Source organism: Lysinibacillus sphaericus, from assembly GCF_002982115.1.
Lineage (GTDB): Bacteria > Bacillota > Bacilli > Bacillales_A > Planococcaceae > Lysinibacillus > Lysinibacillus sphaericus.
Window position 1 is genome coordinate 2,897,784 of the sequence record NZ_CP019980.1, and the last position, 17,354, is coordinate 2,915,137.

Annotated in this window: 17 protein-coding genes; 7 read left to right on the plus strand and 10 right to left on the minus strand. The window is 38.0% G+C overall.

Annotated features, from left to right (window positions below; translation table 11 throughout):
• Positions 1–167 precede the first annotated feature (167 nt).
• The 3 genes from LS41612_RS14665 to LS41612_RS14675 form a co-directional block, all read right to left on the minus strand.
• Positions 168–992, minus strand: a complete 825-nt coding sequence (locus tag LS41612_RS14665) for an MBL fold metallo-hydrolase (protein ID WP_024363406.1) — start codon at positions 990–992, stop codon at positions 168–170.
• A 161-nt stretch (positions 993–1,153) separates the two neighbouring features.
• Entirely contained in the window at positions 1,154–1,963 is an 810-nt protein-coding gene (locus tag LS41612_RS14670) for a sulfurtransferase (RefSeq protein ID WP_024363405.1), read from the minus strand.
• 10 nt (positions 1,964–1,973) lie between these two features.
• Positions 1,974–5,585 carry a dynamin family protein gene (locus LS41612_RS14675; RefSeq protein WP_024363404.1) on the minus strand — a complete coding sequence of 1,204 codons (3,612 nt, stop codon included), beginning with the start codon at positions 5,583–5,585 and terminating at the stop codon, positions 1,974–1,976.
• Between the two features lie 354 nt (positions 5,586–5,939).
• On the opposite strand from LS41612_RS14675, the gene LS41612_RS14680 reads away from it, so the two are divergent.
• Both LS41612_RS14680 and LS41612_RS14685 read left to right on the plus strand, forming a co-directional pair.
• Positions 5,940–6,365 (plus strand): DUF4183 domain-containing protein, encoded by a 426-nt coding sequence (locus LS41612_RS14680; protein ID WP_024363403.1) that lies wholly within the window; start codon positions 5,940–5,942, stop codon positions 6,363–6,365.
• A gap of 19 nt (positions 6,366–6,384) precedes the next feature.
• The gene (locus LS41612_RS14685) at positions 6,385–6,711 is read left to right on the plus strand and encodes a DUF4183 domain-containing protein (RefSeq protein WP_233433801.1); all 327 of its coding nucleotides are present in this window, start codon (positions 6,385–6,387) and stop codon (positions 6,709–6,711) included.
• 94 nt (positions 6,712–6,805) lie between these two features.
• Here LS41612_RS14685 and LS41612_RS14690 read toward each other — a convergent pair whose 3' ends face one another.
• From LS41612_RS14690 to LS41612_RS14705, 4 genes are read right to left on the minus strand one after another with little or no spacing between them, the layout of a single operon-like run.
• Positions 6,806–7,540, minus strand: coding sequence for a 5-oxoprolinase subunit PxpA (locus LS41612_RS14690; protein WP_024363401.1), 735 nt, complete (start codon positions 7,538–7,540; stop codon positions 6,806–6,808).
• Positions 7,530–8,402 (minus strand): 5-oxoprolinase subunit C family protein, encoded by an 873-nt coding sequence (locus LS41612_RS14695; protein WP_024363400.1) that lies wholly within the window; start codon positions 8,400–8,402, stop codon positions 7,530–7,532. The genes LS41612_RS14690 and LS41612_RS14695 overlap by 11 nt, the downstream gene beginning before the upstream one ends.
• A complete protein-coding gene (gene pxpB, locus LS41612_RS14700) occupies positions 8,399–9,100 on the minus strand; it encodes a 5-oxoprolinase subunit PxpB (protein ID WP_024363399.1) in 702 nt (233 codons plus the stop codon). The genes LS41612_RS14695 and pxpB overlap by 4 nt, the downstream gene beginning before the upstream one ends.
• On the minus strand, positions 9,084–9,698 hold the full coding sequence (locus LS41612_RS14705) for a pyroglutamyl-peptidase I (protein ID WP_024363398.1): 615 nt from the start codon (positions 9,696–9,698) through the stop codon (positions 9,084–9,086). The genes pxpB and LS41612_RS14705 overlap by 17 nt, the downstream gene beginning before the upstream one ends.
• A 606-nt stretch (positions 9,699–10,304) precedes the next feature.
• Here LS41612_RS14705 and LS41612_RS14710 point away from each other — a divergent pair.
• The 4 genes from LS41612_RS14710 to LS41612_RS14720 all read left to right on the plus strand — a co-directional run bounded on the left by LS41612_RS14710 (position 10,305) and on the right by LS41612_RS14720 (position 13,336).
• Positions 10,305–10,772 (plus strand): chemotaxis protein CheX, encoded by a 468-nt coding sequence (locus tag LS41612_RS14710; protein ID WP_024363397.1) that lies wholly within the window; start codon positions 10,305–10,307, stop codon positions 10,770–10,772.
• 238 nt (positions 10,773–11,010) lie between these two features.
• A complete protein-coding gene (locus tag LS41612_RS23715) occupies positions 11,011–11,133 on the plus strand; it encodes a hypothetical protein (protein ID WP_255313800.1) in 123 nt (40 codons plus the stop codon).
• Between the two features lie 69 nt (positions 11,134–11,202).
• Positions 11,203–11,694 carry a cupredoxin domain-containing protein gene (locus LS41612_RS14715; RefSeq protein ID WP_024363396.1) on the plus strand — a complete coding sequence of 164 codons (492 nt, stop codon included), beginning with the start codon at positions 11,203–11,205 and terminating at the stop codon, positions 11,692–11,694.
• A complete protein-coding gene (locus LS41612_RS14720) occupies positions 11,681–13,336 on the plus strand; it encodes a b(o/a)3-type cytochrome-c oxidase subunit 1 (RefSeq protein WP_024363395.1) in 1,656 nt (551 codons plus the stop codon). Before LS41612_RS14715 ends, LS41612_RS14720 begins: the two co-directional genes overlap by 14 nt.
• A gap of 49 nt (positions 13,337–13,385) precedes the next feature.
• Here the strand turns inward: LS41612_RS14720 and LS41612_RS14725 are convergent, their stop codons facing one another.
• Both LS41612_RS14725 and LS41612_RS14730 read right to left on the minus strand, forming a co-directional pair.
• Positions 13,386–14,882, minus strand: coding sequence for a carboxypeptidase M32 (locus LS41612_RS14725; protein WP_024363394.1), 1,497 nt, complete (start codon positions 14,880–14,882; stop codon positions 13,386–13,388).
• Between the two features lie 389 nt (positions 14,883–15,271).
• Positions 15,272–15,835 carry a hypothetical protein gene (locus LS41612_RS14730; protein ID WP_024363393.1) on the minus strand — a complete coding sequence of 188 codons (564 nt, stop codon included), beginning with the start codon at positions 15,833–15,835 and terminating at the stop codon, positions 15,272–15,274.
• 102 nt (positions 15,836–15,937) lie between these two features.
• Here LS41612_RS14730 and LS41612_RS23195 point away from each other — a divergent pair, with 102 nt between their 5' ends.
• Positions 15,938–16,108, plus strand: coding sequence for a hypothetical protein (locus LS41612_RS23195; RefSeq protein WP_158497873.1), 171 nt, complete (start codon positions 15,938–15,940; stop codon positions 16,106–16,108).
• Positions 16,109–16,402: 294 nt separating this feature from the next.
• On the opposite strand, the gene mdh is transcribed toward LS41612_RS23195, so the two are convergent.
• A complete protein-coding gene (gene mdh, locus LS41612_RS14735; RefSeq protein ID WP_024363392.1) occupies positions 16,403–17,347 on the minus strand; it encodes a malate dehydrogenase in 945 nt (314 codons plus the stop codon).
• Positions 17,348–17,354 lie beyond the last annotated feature (7 nt).

Sequence of the window (17,354 nt, forward strand, 5' to 3'; positions counted from 1 at the left end):
CGGCAAGGACTCTCAGAACGAGGACAAACTCATATTAAAAAGGAAAATACTTGCCAAGCAGTGCAGTTTACCCGCGGATTGAGCTAAAATATCCGCGAAGTAGAGTGCTTTACCCGCGGATTGAGCTAAAATACCCGCGAAGTAGCACGCTTTACCCGCGATGTATTTTAAGACTCTTGCTTAAATTGCTTAGTAAAAGCGGTAATAATATGTTTGGATGACCATTGCTCCCCCGACACCTTGGTGATTGGGTACTCTCGGCGAAAAATGGCTTTCGTTATGGCATCGTCTGTGTAGCCTTGGGAATAGAGCTTTCGCACCTCTCCCTCCAAGTCCTCTAAATAAGCAATTTTTTCGCTTATTTTCGCCCGACCATCCGCAAGAAAACCTGCATGGCAACAATAGACCTGCTCAAAGTCAAAATGTAATAGTTTCTTTAACGATGCCAAAGTATGTACGATGTTTTCCTCATCGAGCACAACCTTTGTCTTCGTTTGAATATATAAATCTCCTGTAAACATGGCACCTGTTGCCCGATTGTAAAACGACAAATGATCTGTTGTATGTCCTGGTGTCGTAATAATGTCCCAAGTGGCAGATTTCGTTTCAAGTGTGTCTCCAAATGGCTGTGCAATAAATGCTGGTCGCTGTCCCCAGAGCGCCTGACGATAGAATGGATAGTTTCCGTCTTCCGCACAATTCGCAATGGACTCACGATGAACGTAAATCGGGATCTTTTGTTGTTGCTGAATCCAAGCAGCATTGCCCGAATGGTCTTCATGTGCATGAGTCAACGCAACTTGTTCAACCGACAGCTCGCGAAAAAAAGATTGAAACTCCTCTGCAAGCGAATTAGAACCTGTATCAATCAGGAGTCCATCCACATAAAAGCTATAGACACTCATTCCTATACCTTGAACAGCTACTTTACCATGTGCACATTGCACGTTACCGTGTTGTTCGATTTCAATACTTTTCTCTAATTTATACATATGTTTCCCCCTTCCCCTTTGTAAAAAAAGTGTAGCATAAAATGAATGATGAGTCATTTTTAGCGTAAATTTCCATTTGAAGCCCCATGAGTGATCTATTTTAATCTGCCCAAGTATTTCTGAAGAAAAAAACGCCCACCAAGGTGAGCGTCTTCTCCTAATTATTCATTTGTTCCAGTTTCTACATCGTATGCTGTAATCCAATCACTATAGCTTCCTGTATAGAGCTGAATATTTTCATACCCTTCATCTGCAAGTACTGCGTAGAGCGGTGATGCTGTGACACCACTGCCACAATAAACCACTATCTGTTCATCTTGTGCAACCTTCGCACGAAGCGCATCATTAGCTTGCAGTGTTCCTTCAACTTTTAACTGCTCCCAATCAAAGTTTTTAGCAGTTGGGATATGACCCGCCACTTTATCAAGCGGTTCAACTTCACCACGGTAACGGGCAGCAGCTCGTGCATCTAATAGCGTTGCTGACTGTTCTCCATCAACAATTGCCTTAACTACTTCACGTGGCGCATACAGATGATCTTGCCAATTCAAATCAAGCGTTGTCGGCGCATATTTCACAATATCCTTTGTGAACGTCACTTTTTCTTCCAATGCCGTCGCTCCACCATTGACAATGACCACATTTGGGAAACCTGCATAGGTTAACATCCACCAAGCGCGCGGTGCAAACGGTGATGCTCCTTGGTCATAAACGACAATTTGATCTTCGTAGCGCAGACCTAATTCTTGAAAGACAGACGTAAGCTTTTCCTTACTCGGCATCGGATGTCGGCCGTTTTCGCTTTCCATATCCGATAAATCCTGCTCTAAATCAACATACACCGCTCCTGGTGCATGACCTGCCTCAAATGCTTGCTTTCCAAATTGTTTGTTTTGTAAATCATAGCGAGCATCTACAAAACGGACACCGTCAACTTGAATTTCCTCAATTGTTTTGAACACTTTTCCCATGTGAATCACCTCATGCGTATTGTAGTTGTGCGTAAATTGATTTCCACGAAGCTAATCGACTTTCCTCTTGTAACACAAGTCGTTCAGTTGCAATTTGCTCTAGTGCTTGATGGTAAATATGCAAGCGTAATCTTTCCGCTTCTTCACCGATATAGGCAATGGCCCAAGTCATGAGTGCTACTTTTTGTCCATCTAAATAATTTTGAGCATCTGGCTTTGTTAATGCTTCTAACGCTTCACTTAGCTTGACTTTTTCATTTTTCTCAAAGAATGCTTTTTGATTACGGAAATGCGATTTCACACTTGCATATTTTGTAACATCTGCAAATGGACCTTCAAATGCTAATAAATCTGGCTCAGATGATTCAAAGGCTAAAAACGAGAAGCTACGGTTCATTTCTTTCAGCTCACGGACTTCGTCTTTAAAACGAAGTTGCATTTTCTTACTAATAAATTGGGATAAGCGGAAGTTTGTAACACGCATTTCCTGTGTAAAATCAAATCGTAAGCTTTGCAAGACTTCTTTCAACGCATGCTCTAATGCTTGCTGTGCAGGCATAGCCGCAAAGGTTGAAGGGTTATAACCTTCTTTAAAGAATTCAGGGTAGCGATAAAAGACGCGTTGTAAAACATAATACAATAATTCATCTAGTTCCTGTTTTGTTTCACTTTCCATCATGCTTGTATTTAAGGCATTAAACTTCGATTTAATGTGCTGTTCAAGCGTAGTCAGCTCAGCTAAACGCTCATCTTTACGTTTTAAGTTTTCCTCTGTTTGAGCAATTAAATCACCTAAACGTTGCTCTGTTTTGTCCACTTCTTCTGCAAGTGCCTGCACCGCTAATGCACTTAACTCATCATTTAAAAATGTATGGAAAGCATCCTCGAACGGAGGCATGCCCGATGCAAATGAAGCACCCTCTACTTTTTCTTTTAATGCCATTAAGCTAGATACCCCATATAAACGTGGGAAACGAATACCAAAGCGTTGTAATTCTGAACGAACATAACCTTTTACATCTTCTTGTTCTTCTTCTGTCGTTGCCAAATCAATCGCATTAACGATAAAGAACATTTTATCAAGTTCAAAGGCATCCTTTACACGACCTAATTGAATTAAAAACTCTCGATCCGCTTTAGCAAATGCGTGGTTATAGTACGTAATAAATAAAATGGCATCCGCATTACGAATATATTCAAAGGCAACCCCTGTGTGACGCGCATTGATGGAATCTGCCCCCGGCGTATCGACAAGCGTTACACCCATACGCGTTAACGGACTATCATAATAAAAGTCAATATTATCGACGAAGCATGATTTATTTTCTTGTGCTACAAATTTTTCAAACTCTTCACGCTCTACACGTAACACTTGTCCAAGTTCCGTTTTAAATGTTGGATAGCCTTCTTTATATGCACGAATAAATGATTTATGCACATTTAATCGTTCATCAGTAAGCTGTACCGCTAGTCCTTCATCTGCACGGTTAAATGCTTCATCTAAAGACGAAACCGTTAAACCAATCGCCGCATAAGAACCTTGGATATCCTCAAGCATTTGTGCTGCCGTTTTTAACTGAACATCTGCTGTTTCGTGAGGATGCTCTGGTGTCACCGGACGAATTTTATTAATAGCCGCTGTTGTAGGATTAGGTGATACTGGTAACACTTTTGCACCCATTAGGGCATTCGAGAAGGAAGATTTCCCTGCACTAAACGCACCGAATAATGCAATCGTAAAGTCCTTTTTCTGTAATCGCTCTACTTTGTTTTCTAAATAGCTTGCTACTTCTGCAAAACCTTGGACCTCTTTCACCGCATTGGCTGTATGAAGTGCCCGTTTTATAACACCTTCAATAGGTAGACTAGATGTACTCACTGCATGTTGCGTTTCCTCTTGCTGAATAATCTCTTCTTTTGGTTTGAGCATCGACTCGTCAAATAATCGGATATCTGCTAAATCCTGCTCAAACGCTTTTTCCCAAAGTGTGAGTTGATCATTCGCTTCTTTTCGAATTTCATTGCTTGCTTGATGCATAACACCTGCACTATATTGCTGATAACTTTCGATTTCTAGTACAGCTTGAATGGCATCTACTTTCGCCTGCATACCAGCCATTTTCAACTTAGATGGTGCTGCTGTTTCAGTTGCAACAGTTTGTAACGTTGTTGCTTGGGCATCCTTCCACACATCTGTTTCCTGTATAAAATAACGTTTCGTTGCTTCTGCAACACGGTTGGCAAAATTAAGAACAGCCTCTCCTGTTAATATAGCACCGACTTGTACTTGCTGTTCAATTAACGAAAATGGTAAATCAAATACATAAGCATCCACTGCTTGCGCACGTTCCTCACTTAACGCCCCGACATCTTTTAATGCCTTTTTCATTAACCCTTTTAAATGACCCGTAATTTGAGCGTGTACAACTGTTTGATAGGCACTGTATGCTTCTTCTTTACGACGATTACGCTCTTCCTCAGTTTTCTTTTTCGCTGAAAATAAACCGCCTACTTTAAACCCTTCCTGCTTACTTTCTAAATAAAGACGCAATTTATCTCGCACATCGGCCGGCATAATGGTTGCATTAGCAAGTAACTCTTTACGTTCTTCCTCAAATGTTTCATTCCAAGCTTCCACTGAGAATAATTCTACTTGACGATTTAACTTATTATATTGCTCTAAAATATCCTGATGATGTGCCCAATCATCGGCACTTAAAATATCTTCATCAATATCTAAACGATCTTGCTTTTCTTCCATTAAGAAGTTGTCATGCTCACTTTGCAATAAACGTAGCGTATTGGTCGCTGTCTGTACAAGCTGATCTTGCCAATCGTTCATGCTATCCATCACAATTTTTTTCACTGTTTCAAAATCATTATTTGGATGCTCTGGCTCTCGTAAAGATGTGAAAAAGACGCCTTTTGGCACAACGCCCCATGCTGAAAATGAATTGTGAACAGTCGCTTTAAAGTCTTCAAAGCTTAATTCATTTTCCTTATGCTTATCAATCATATTAACGATTAAATATACATTCGGATTATATTTCATTAATTGTTTTGTAAATTGAAAGTTCAACTCCGATTGAACATGATTATAGTCCATTGTATAGAATACAATATCTGCAATATGAAGCGCTGATTCTGTAGACATACGGTGTGCGTCATCTGTCGAGTCAACACCAGGTGTATCCATCACTGTTACGCCAAGAGGTAATGTAGAAGCGCTATGACCAATTTCAATTTGTGATACAAGATCTCCATTTTTGCTGAGTTCTTTAACGGTTTTAAAATCATATCCCGCTTCAAACTTAACAGGTTTTTCATTATGCATATAAACGACGGCGAAATCTTCTTCTGACTTATACACCTTCACAATATTTGCACTTGTCGGTATCGGGCTTGACGCAAGTAAATTCTCACCAGATAAGGCATTAATCATACTTGATTTACCAGCAGAGAAATGGCCAGCAAAACCGATGACATATTCTTTCTGTTGTAATTTACGTGCAAATAGCGAGGTTTTATCCATACGCTCTGTATCACCATTATGCTGATAGATTATGTATTGTAATGAAGCTTGCTTTAAAAGCCCCTCTAGTTGTTGGTCAAATTCTTTCATAAAACTGTAACCCCTTTATCCTTTTAATTATTCACAATTAGTATTCTACCTTATTAGATATGCAAAGTATAACACTAATTTACTTTGAAAAGCATATATATCAAGGTTTCAGACGTAATATTCGTCAACATAGTCATGTTTATCCAAAATGAAGTAGCATGATCCTTGTAGAAAATCTACTATTTTTATCTGCAAAATGGATAGTTAACTAAGCAATTCTTCTTTTTTTTCATATTTTAGATAAGAGTGAAGGTTAAAAAACGGTTACAAAATAACAATTTGAGGTTCAGCACTAAACAAATCTGATACAACTATAGGGGCATAAAGATCAAAATAAAAGGAGTGATTATATAAATGGTAAAGCAAAAACATTGTTTTCAGATTACACCGTTATGCGATTGTGAAAATCAATTTAGATGGCCTCGTATTATAGCTCGTGATGTCCCTATTCCCCAACCCCCTTCCATCATTGTTCCTGAAGGGATGGTTATTCCTAGAGTAAATAGATATTTCTATATAGTAACATCCGATATTCAATTGACAAATGGGGCCACTTTAGCAGCGAATCTATTTTCTGATGACAACGGCGTAAATGTACCAGAATTTATTATCACCTATCCAAATGGCTATGTAAATCTCTATATTAACGCCGTTATGCAGGAAGGTGGCATTTATTCCGTAACACCAAATGCACTCGTCTTAAATGCTGATAACGCGACTATTTATAGAGGAACACCCATTATTATTGAATCTCTCGGCTTTTTTAACGAAACTCACTAGCACTATTGAAAGGAGGTGAATGCACGTGGCACTTTCCATTATTAATATTAATGTCAATGTTTCAGGCACATCCACGAAATTTTTTAATATTTTAGCAACACCACTTGCCATTACAGATGGTACAACACTTGCTGCAACAACGTTTTTGACTGACAGTGGTACTGCAGCAACTGCTTTCCCAGTCGTAATTAATGGCTACTATAATTTATATATCAATGGTGTGCTTCAAGAAGGTGATGCCTATACAGTTTCCGCAACAGAAATAACATTTAACACTGTGACAGCGACTATCTCGGCAGGCACTCCAATTATTATTGAAGCTGTAGAATTAGTGACAACTATTTAATAGCATTAGAAGAAGTATTTTGCTATTAAATCGAGTCATTCAATGTATTTTTTAATTGGATGGATGCTCTTTTATTGAGCATCCATCCATTTTGTTATCCTATTTGTTTTCTTAACGCAAAAATCTTCTTTGCAAAAGTCAATGCATGTGGGCCATCTCCATGTATACATAATGTTTGGGCAGAAAGTTGTATTTTCTTTTGTTGGACAGACATCACTTCATTGGCAGTTAAAATACCTTTGACATGCACAAGCATTTCTTCTTCTGTTTGAATTAATGCATTCGGCTCTTCTCTACTTACCAATGTCCCATCGTCATTGTAATGACGATCCGAAAAAACTTCCTCATAGACGCGTAAGCCCTTTTCCTTCGCAATATGCACGATTTTGCTACCTGCTAAACAATATAAAACATACGCTGGGTTTAAATCATATACCGCATTGACAACGGCTGTTGCTTTTTCTATATCATTGGCACTTTGATTATACAGTGCGCCATGTGGCTTCACATGATGAAGAATGCCTTTTTCTACCGAGACAAATGCTTGCAAAGCACCAACTTGATAGACCATCATATTATAAATTTCTTCCGCACTAACATCCATATTTCGACGCCCAAATCCTTGAAGATCAGGATAGCCTGGATGTGCTCCAATACGAATATTTTTACGAATAGCATTTTGTACAGTCCTATGCATGATTGTATGATTCCCTGCATGATACCCACAGGCTATATTAATTGACGTTACATAGTCTAAAATTTCGTCATCTTTGTCGAGTGTCAAAACATCCATACCTTCGCCCATATCACAATTAATATCAATTGGCATACGATTCCTCCGTTAGTACAAATCTTATTGTGTTAAACATACGCATTTGGGCAACTTTATGTAAATCATCTTCATGGATGGTAGCAATGATTGGATAGCCGCCGACTGTTTGGGCATCGGCCATTAAAACAATAGGCTGACCGCTTTGTGGCACTTGAATTGTCCCAAATTGGGTCGCTTCTGAAAGTATATCTTTCCTCGTTTTCAAATCGAGGACGTTCCCTTTTAAATAATAGCCCATACGATTCCCGCCCAAAAATTGATAGGAGCTAGCTAAAAATTGTTGGCTACTTTCTTCTGTAAATAATGGAAAATGAGGCCCTTTAAAAACCCTTACTGTAATAGCCGTATGAAAATAAGGGCGGTAAGGTGCATACAGCCCTCTTGTCCATGATAATGGCGTTGCATGTTGCCCATACAACACACTGCCCACACATGGAGTACTATCTACCATTGGTAAGTTGGCTTTACTACCAAGTACAAGGTCTGTTTGAAATCCACCTTTAGGTGTGAGATAAACAATCGAGCCGTTCTTTACGCTTTTGATAGATAAAATATCTCCCTTAAATAATTGAAAGGTTTTCCACATTTCAATGGGACGTCCATTTAATAAACACAGACAAGTTGCACCAGTCAATACATAAGTTCCATCATTTAACGCTTGAAATTCAAAACCACCTATAAACATTTCAAACGACGTTTGGTCCACTGTCGCATTATCTACAATAGCATGTGCAACTTGAAATGATACTTTGTCCATTGGCCCTGATCGAGGGACCCCAAATGCTCGGTAGCCCTCCCTCCCTTGATCTTGTATGCTACCATAAACACCTTGTTTTTTAACAATAAGAAGTGGCTTCAATTGCTACACTCCTTCACTTTTATTTCTAAAAACGCCTGTTTGGTTATTTCGTAAAATTGCACTTGACCTCCAAGAGTAAAGAGAAAAGGGGCTTTCCTATGAATATCAAATAATGTGAAAGGTGTCTTACCGATAATATTCCATCCCCCTGGTGAATCGAGGGGATATATCCCAGTTTGTAACCCGCCAATACCGACCGATCCTGCGGACACAAGCGGGCGTGGTTTTGTTAAACGTGGGACAAATAATTGGCTATGTAAGTCCCCTAAATAAGGAAATCCAGGTAAAAAGCCGATTAAATAGACACTATATACTTTATCCATATGCAATTTTTTTATGGCCTCAAATGGCAAAGCTGTAACATCCATCACACGGTGCATATCCAAAGCAAATTCCTCATCATAACAAATTGGTATTTGTAATGGTTGACTTGTTACTTCACCAACCTGGGCGTTCCTTTGCATTGTAAGCCATTGTTCTTGTAAGAAGGCTATATCTACTTGGTGTTTCACATATGCTGTAACCGTATGATAACTAGCAACACTTTCAATAAGACTGGTATGTAGCATTTTTTTCAAAAAGCGGTTAAACTGTTGGACTAGCTGAAAATTTTCTTGCGAAATGACTTCATCGAAGGCAAAACGGATTGTGTATTGACTAATCCACATTGTATGAGGGAACTCAATGATTTGTTTCACGAATGGTTTCCTCGATACAAAGCTTAATGCACATCATTAAATCTTGCATATTCCAACCTGGTATTTTGCCGTGCTGAATCGCTAATTCAAAAGATGCCGGAATATGAATAAAGCCAGCACGAATCCCTGTATGTTGCTTAGCATAAGCTAGCCCTTCATACATAATATTATTGCATAGATAGGTACCTGCCGTATTTGAAATTTCTGCAGGATAACCTTCTTTACATAATCGATCAACCATTTTCCGAATAGGTAAATTGGTTATATAGGCATCCTGCCCACCATCATCAATGCTTTCATCAACAGGCACATAGCCATTGTTATCAGGCTCTCCATCTTTCACATTAATCGCTATGCGCTCTGGTGTGATCTTAAATCGTCCACCAGCTAACCCTAAGGACATAATAATTTCAGGCTGTATTTCCCCAATATATCGCTTTAACTGCTGCGCGGATTGCTGAAAATCAACGGATAGCGTCCGTCCAACAATTTTATAGCCGTCCATTATACTCCCGTTTAAACTTTCTACAATTTGCATCGTAGGATTGATTGTGTAATCTAAAAATGGGACAAAGCCCGTTAATAGTATTTTTTTCATATTCTTCACCTAATTTCTATCGGACATTGCTTTATCGCAAGCCCTTTTCATTTTTTTAATGAATACTGCAAAGTCGGTTCTCCAATTCCCCGAACTCTATAACCTGCAACCTGCTTCAATTTTATCAAACATTAAAAATAAATGCCCTTGATCGCTATTAAATTATGCCATTATTCTAAATTTTTCGTCCTATACTATTAAACTTTAGATGGTTCTTATCCAAGTTGAAATCCGAACTATAAAATTCGATAAATAAAAGAGTATGACACAAGTCATACTCTTGAATTAAATATTAATGTACTGTAAAAACGATTGAAAATCAGTACCACAAACTATAGTACTATTAATTTAAATGTGCAGTCGCCTGCTTCATCACGTATTTCCCTACTCCAATATAAATAGCTACTGTTGCTCCAATGAAAACGAATGTCATTGCTGACCGCTCCTTTTCTTCTTATTATGTACACTATAGCACAAATTCGTTGATTTTGAAAATCATTCTCATTAATATAATATAAATTTCATCCGATTTCGTCAAGACATACTTTCATCTTACCCTTTCAGCATGGTAAGATGTAGAAAAGTCGGAAAAAGGATGCGGTAATGATGAGTAATTCGAAGTACTTTCAAACTATTTTAAACGGGACAATCCATGCATTAAAAACAATCCTACCTATGGACATCCAAGTGAAAGCGCCAAGTATTATTTCTGAGCCCTTTCAACAACAGCAAATGGGTGTATTAATTGGCCTAATTGGAGATGTAAAGGGACGTGTAATTATAGATTCCTCCCCTGAAGTATTTAGCGGTATCGGCAGTACAATGTTTGGTATGCCATTAGAAGGAGAAATGCTAGAATCCTTCACTGGTGAATTTGGCAATATGATTGCAGGTAATTTATGTACAGCAGTAGGACAGGAAAATTTAGAAATTGATATTACACCCCCTACTGTTATGGTTGGTAACACAAAACTTTATGGTTTTGAAAAAGCATTTGTTCTACCTGTTACGATTCCCAACATTGGTGCACTTACGGTATTACTGACGATTGAAGAAGAAGTCATAACAAGTTAACTGTGGCTCTTTCAAACGATATATTCTATGTAACTACAGCTAGTATTTATGAATACGCTTTGTTATACGCATAAAAAGGAGTTGGCTCATATTAGAGCCAACTCCTTTTGCATTTCAATATTTCACATTTTTTTCACACATTCTACTTAGATGTGTGATTTTTTTCACATCAAATTGAATTGGATAGTAATATTATGACTTTAAGAAAGCTACTATGAAAGCTTAGGAGGGAGTAAAAATGGCTAATAATAAAAAACCAGAAGATAATCTAAAAGGTTCACTTTATGGCGTGTTCGGAGTAGGCTTTATCATTATTTTAATTTGGATATACTGCTTCAATTTATTTATGGACCGCTTTTAATTTCCTTAGTAAAAGGCACTATTTCATTAGCATGATGTAAGTAATACAACAGAGGAGGACAACAGAGATATGCATATACATAAATATGAGAAGTACTGGTTGGTATTTGGCGTAGCTACGTTAGTTGCATTTCTTATTATTCTTGGTATCGGTGCATTCCATCAAGGCTCACATCCGAACAGTAATAAGAAAACCATCGATTATGAAAAAGTAAAAGAAATTGCACCATTTACAAATCCAGGTGTACACAAAGTGGAAGGAAAGGATTGGGATTATGAGGTGGTTATTTTAGCATCTGCTTTCTTTTACAATCCACCTGAAATTGAAGTACCACTTGGTTCAAAAGTAAAATTTATCGCAACAAGTGAAGACGTGATTCATGGGTTTGAAATTGCAGGCACTAATATTAACATGATGCTTGAACCTGGATATATTTCTGAATATGTAGCTGAAATCAATCAAACTGGTGAATTTTTAATAGTATGTAATGAATACTGCGGTACAGGACATACGCTTATGCATTCTATGCTGAAGGTGGTGGATCCAAATGAGTCTAAATAACGCTATGACAAAGGTGGATCGTCGTGATGCGAAACTTGCCCTTGCCCATGTTTATGTGGCATTTATCGCATTATTATTAGGTGGTCTCGCCGGTTTATTACAAGTATTTGTACGTTCAGGTCAATTCAAATTGCCAGCTGGTATTGGCTATTATCAAGTATTAACAGTTCATGGTGTCTTACTCGGTCTTATTTTAACAACGTTCTTTATATTCGGTTTTCAAATCGCAGGTGTTAGTCGTACATCTGGTACTTTAACAGATAAACAGCGCTTGCTTGGATGGATTGGTTTTTGGTTCATGACGATCGGTACAGTTGCGGCTGCAGTCATGGTGTTATTAAATAAAGCAACTGTCCTTTATACATTTTACGCACCATTGCAAGCGCACTGGATTTTTTATCTCGGTTTAACACTCGTAGTTGTTGGCTCTTGGATTGGTTCGGCAGGGCAAATTTTACGCTATGTTCAGTGGCGCAAAGAACATAAAGGCCAAACGTCTCCCCTACTATCTTTTATGGTAGTAGTCAATAATTTACTATGGTTCGTTGCTTCTTTAGGCGTAGCCGTTTCTGTTTTATTCCAACTATTACCGTGGTCACTTGGTCTTATTGAACGTGTAGATGTATTACTTTCTCGTACACTTTTCTGGTATTTTGGCCATGCGCTCGTTTACTTCTGGTTATTGCCAGCCTATATGGTGTGGTATGTAGTCATTCCTAAAGTCATTGGCGGAAAAGTTTTCTCTGACTCATTAGCTCGCTTATCATTCATGCTGTTTTTAATTTTCTCAGTACCGGTTGGTTTACATCACCAATTAACAGAGCCTGGTATTGATACAACATGGAAATTTATACAAGTAGTATTAACAATGGCAGTTGTTGTGCCTTCCTTAATGACCGCATTCTCTTTATTCGCAACGTTTGAATTACGTGGTCGTGAGCTTGGTGGTAAAGGACTTTTCGGCTGGTTTAAAAAATTACCTTGGAAAGATGCACGTTTTATCGTTCCATTTATCGGTATGCTTGCTTTCATTCCTGGTGGTGCCGGTGGTATTGTCAATGCATCTTACCAGATGAACCAACTTATTCATAATACTATTTGGGTTCCAGGGCACTTCCATTTAACATTTGCAAGTGCAGTTGTTTTAACGTACTTTGGAGCAGCATTTTGGTTAATCCCTCATTTAACAGGTCGTAAACTGACAAAGTCATTAAATTCACTTGGTATTGTTTCTGGCGTGCTATGGGCAGTAGGTATGACGATCATGTCAACAGCCATGCATATTGCAGGATTACTTGGTGCTCCACGCCGCTCTGACTATTCAGAATATGGCGGTGCACAACAAGCATATGATTGGATTCCCTATCAGATTGCGCAAGCGGTTGGTGGTACTATTTTATTTATTGCGATTTTAGTTATTACGTATGTCGTGATTAAGCTCGCTTGGTTTGCACCAAAAGGCGAAGAGGAATTCCCAATTGCTTCAATCCATGAAAGCAGTGGTCCAACACCACCTATGCTTGAAAACTTTAAAGTATGGCTGGTCATTTTAGTAGCGTTAATAATTTTTGCTTACACAATTCCAATCTTTGATATTATTTCAAATTCACCAGCAGGCTCAAAAGGCTTTAAGCTCTGGTAAAATATTTTAAAAACAAGCGATTTCTCATTGGAGAGAAATCGCTTGTTATTTATAGCTGATACAATTTTGTATATTTTTCTTGTAAATAGTTTGCAAGATACTTGGCATTTAAGCCTTCTCCTGTCGCCTCTTGTAGTAGCTCGAACGGCTTTTTCAGCGCACCGTATTGATGGACTTTGTCTGTTAGCCATTCGCGAATTGGCAGAAGCTCCCCTTTTGACAGTAAGTCATCAAAATTTGGAAGATCTTGATCCATCGCATGCTTCCATTGTGCCGCATAGATCATTCCTAATGCGTAGGATGGGAAGTAACCAAACATGCCCCCTGCCCAGTGTACGTCTTGTAAAACGCCTTTTGCATCGTTGTCTGGTCGGATGCCTAAATATTCCTCATACTTCGCATTCCACACTTCTGGAAGGTCTTTAGCTTGTAGATCCCCATTGAACAAATCACGTTCAATTTCATAACGAATCATAATATGCAGTGGATATGTTAGCTCATCTGCTTCAATACGAATTAGTGATGGCTCTACCATATTAATAGCACGAAGAAAATCATTTAACGGAACATCTCCAAATTGTGCTGGCGAATGTTTTTGCAGGCGTTCATAGTTATGCTCCCAAAACTTTTCATTTCGACCAACCAGATTTTCATAGAATAGTGACTGCGATTCATGGATGCCTGTTGATGTCCCAGTTGCTAATAGTGTACCGGCAAGCTTGGCATCAATATTTTGCTCATACATTGCATGCCCACATTCATGGATCGTGCCAAAGATCGCAGAACGGAAATCATGCTCATCATATTTCGTTGTAATACGGGCATCCCCATGATTGATGCCAATCATAAATGGATGAACGCTTTCATCTAAGCGACCTGCGTCAAAATCATAGCCAAGCTGCGTTAGCATCTCTAATGACAATGCTCGCTGTGCCTCTTTCGGAAATTGTTTAAATAACATCGTTGTATCTGGCTTATTTGGAGAAGCTGCGATTTTTTGGACAAGCGCCACAATCGTTTCACGTAATTCGCCAAATACTTGATCTAACACCTCCGTCGTCATATCTGGTTCATATAAATCAAGTAACGTATTGTATGTAGAACCGTTTTTAACGCCCCAATATTGTATAAATTTCTTTTGCCATTCAATGATTTGCTCTAGATAAGGTAAAAATTGCGCAAAATCATTTGTCGCTTTTGCTTCTTCCCAAACTGTTTCCGCTTTCGCTTGTAAAATAACATATTCTTTATATTCTTTAGCGGGAATTTTCTTATTTTGATCGTAATTTTTTCGTACTTCCTCGACTAAACGGCGTGTTACATAGTCCAGTTCTGTGTTTTGTGCCTCTAAAGCCGTCAGTAGTTCCCCTAATTGCTCACTCGTTTGCATGTCAAACAAGGAGGCCGATAATGTGCCAACTACTTCTGAACGCTGCGCTACCCCTTTCTTAGGTGCACCAGTACGCATATCCCAATAGATTACCCCCAATGCTTCCTGATAGTGCTGCATTTTTTTCACATAGTCTGTAAATTGCTGTACAGTCATATCCAATCATCCTCCTTTTTTACGTTACTAGTTTAGCATATTTCCGAAAATTTTGTATATTTTGGACATTGAAATTTCGAATTACATTGAGTATTCTTTTTTCAAAAATCTATTGCGCGCTTTTGGGAAAAATATCTGCGGGACAAAGTTTATTATCTGCTGAAATAGACATTCTGTTTAAGAAAAAGGCTCCCTTGATATGTAGGGAGCCTTCAGTATATTAGTGCTTTTGAGTGCCCAGAAAATCTTAGTGGCTTGGCTTCTCCTAAAAAGTGAGTCATTAAAACGTATTCATGTGCTATAAACAACACGATATAAATTTATGGATACTTAAACTTCAACTCAAAAATATAATTATAATATTTTTGTGATTATATTACTTACTTATTTTAAGCTCTTGTATAATGTGTATATAATTGTTGTGTTCTAGCACTATTACTGTAATACGTAATTACTAAATATCTATTTATACCTGTTGAATCCTCACATTCTCTCACTTGAATAGTTGTATATAAATTTTGACTTCTTGGAATAGTGATGAACAGAGATGCAATCCCACTACTAACAAATGTTCTAAGTCGTGTTGCTGTAAATCTACCAACAATAACAGCTACTCCACCATTTATAAGAAACGTCAATACTCTTTGTTCCCAGTTATTATAAGTCACATTATCTCTGTTTTGTGTCTCTATTATTCTACACAGGTTCGTAAAATCCCCAGGTAATGAATATGCAGAGATTCTGCTCGACAGATTTATAAATTCATACCTCAAACATTGTTCTAAAATTTCACTCTTATCTTCTAAGCTGTAAGGTTCAATTACTGGCTCATTATTAAGCTGGGGCAAGGAATCATCATTTTTCTCCTTAATGTTTGCAGCATACCCTAAATTAGGAGCAACTGCAGTAAAGGCCAACATAAATGTTAGAAATAGTAATAAAAATTTTTTCATTTACTTACTCCCTCCTAAAAATTTAGTGTAATAATTGTACAATAAAAAAATAAAATATAAAATAATTTATAGAATATTACAAAAATAGAAAGAGGGGTTTAAATGAAGTATTTTTGGTATTTTATTATTGGAGGTTTGATAGGATTAACCCTTTCATTAATTGCCACTGAAATATCACGGATAGTAGCTTTTTTAACCCTGGGCATTGTAGCTACTACAGCCTACTATTTAATAAAAAGTGACCGTCACTCAAACAATTCCAAGCTTAAATAACACTGCCAGTTTGGTAATTTCATACTTAACTAATTAAAAATCCACGGGAACTCTTGCGGGAAAGTTTACTTCTCATGCCCTATCAACATTTCCAAAAGGTTTATTGGAGTTTACTTAAATCAGCAGAATCCATCTTATTTAATTTTAAAAAGCGAAAGCTCCCTTTTAATCAAGGGAGCTTCTTTTTAAAATAATTTAGGGATAAACCAATTTTTATGCTCGGTTTCCAATCAAACATATTGTAAAGCAGACATATAACGTTGGGGAAACGCTATTTGTCTTCAAACATACTAGTTATATGTTTTGGCAAATTTGTAATACTTGCTTAACGGCTTGTGCTGATTGATTGAGCGCCGTTTGTTCTTCCTGTGTAAGGTGCAATTCAATAACCGATTCAATGCCATTACCGCCTAAAATCGTCGGTACACCTAAAAATAATTCATGGTAGCCGTACTCTCCTTCTAACAGGGCAATGGAAGGAATAATTTTTCGTTGATCTTTCATAATGATTTCCACCATGTGCGCACAGGCAGCAGCTGGCGCATAGTAAGCACTACCATTGCCCAATAAGCCTACAATTTCACCGCCGCCTTTACGTGTACGTTCGACGATTTGTTGTAGTCTATCTTGGGGAATAAGCTTTTCTAACGGGATGCCTCCTGCATAGGAATAACGGATTAATGGCACCATTTCATCACCATGTCCACCTAATACAAATCCCGATACATCTTCGGGTGCAATTTGTAACTCTTGGGCTACAAATGCATTAAAGCGTGCGGTATCTAATACGCCAGATTGCCCGATAATACGATTTTTAGGAAATCCTGTTTCTTTATAACATACATATGTCATCGCATCTACTGGATTGCTTAATACAAGAACAATGCTATCAGGTGCATAGTGTTTAATTTGTCTCGAAACTTGTTGAATAATTTTCGCATTTGTCGTCACTAAATCATCTCTGCTCATCCCAGGTTTACGTGGAATACCGGCTGTAATAATAACGATAGATGCGCCTGCAATATCTTCATAATTACTTGTTCCTTGGATCGACACATTAAATTTTTCAATCGGCCCTGTTTGTAATAAATCCAGTGCTTTCCCTTTTGTTGGATTTTCAGCTTCTGGAATATCTAGCAACACAACATCGCCTAATTCCTTTTGTGCGAGGAATAAACTCAATGTTGCACCCGTGTGACCGGCTCCAATAACAGCAATTTTATTTTTGCGAAATGCCATTATGCTT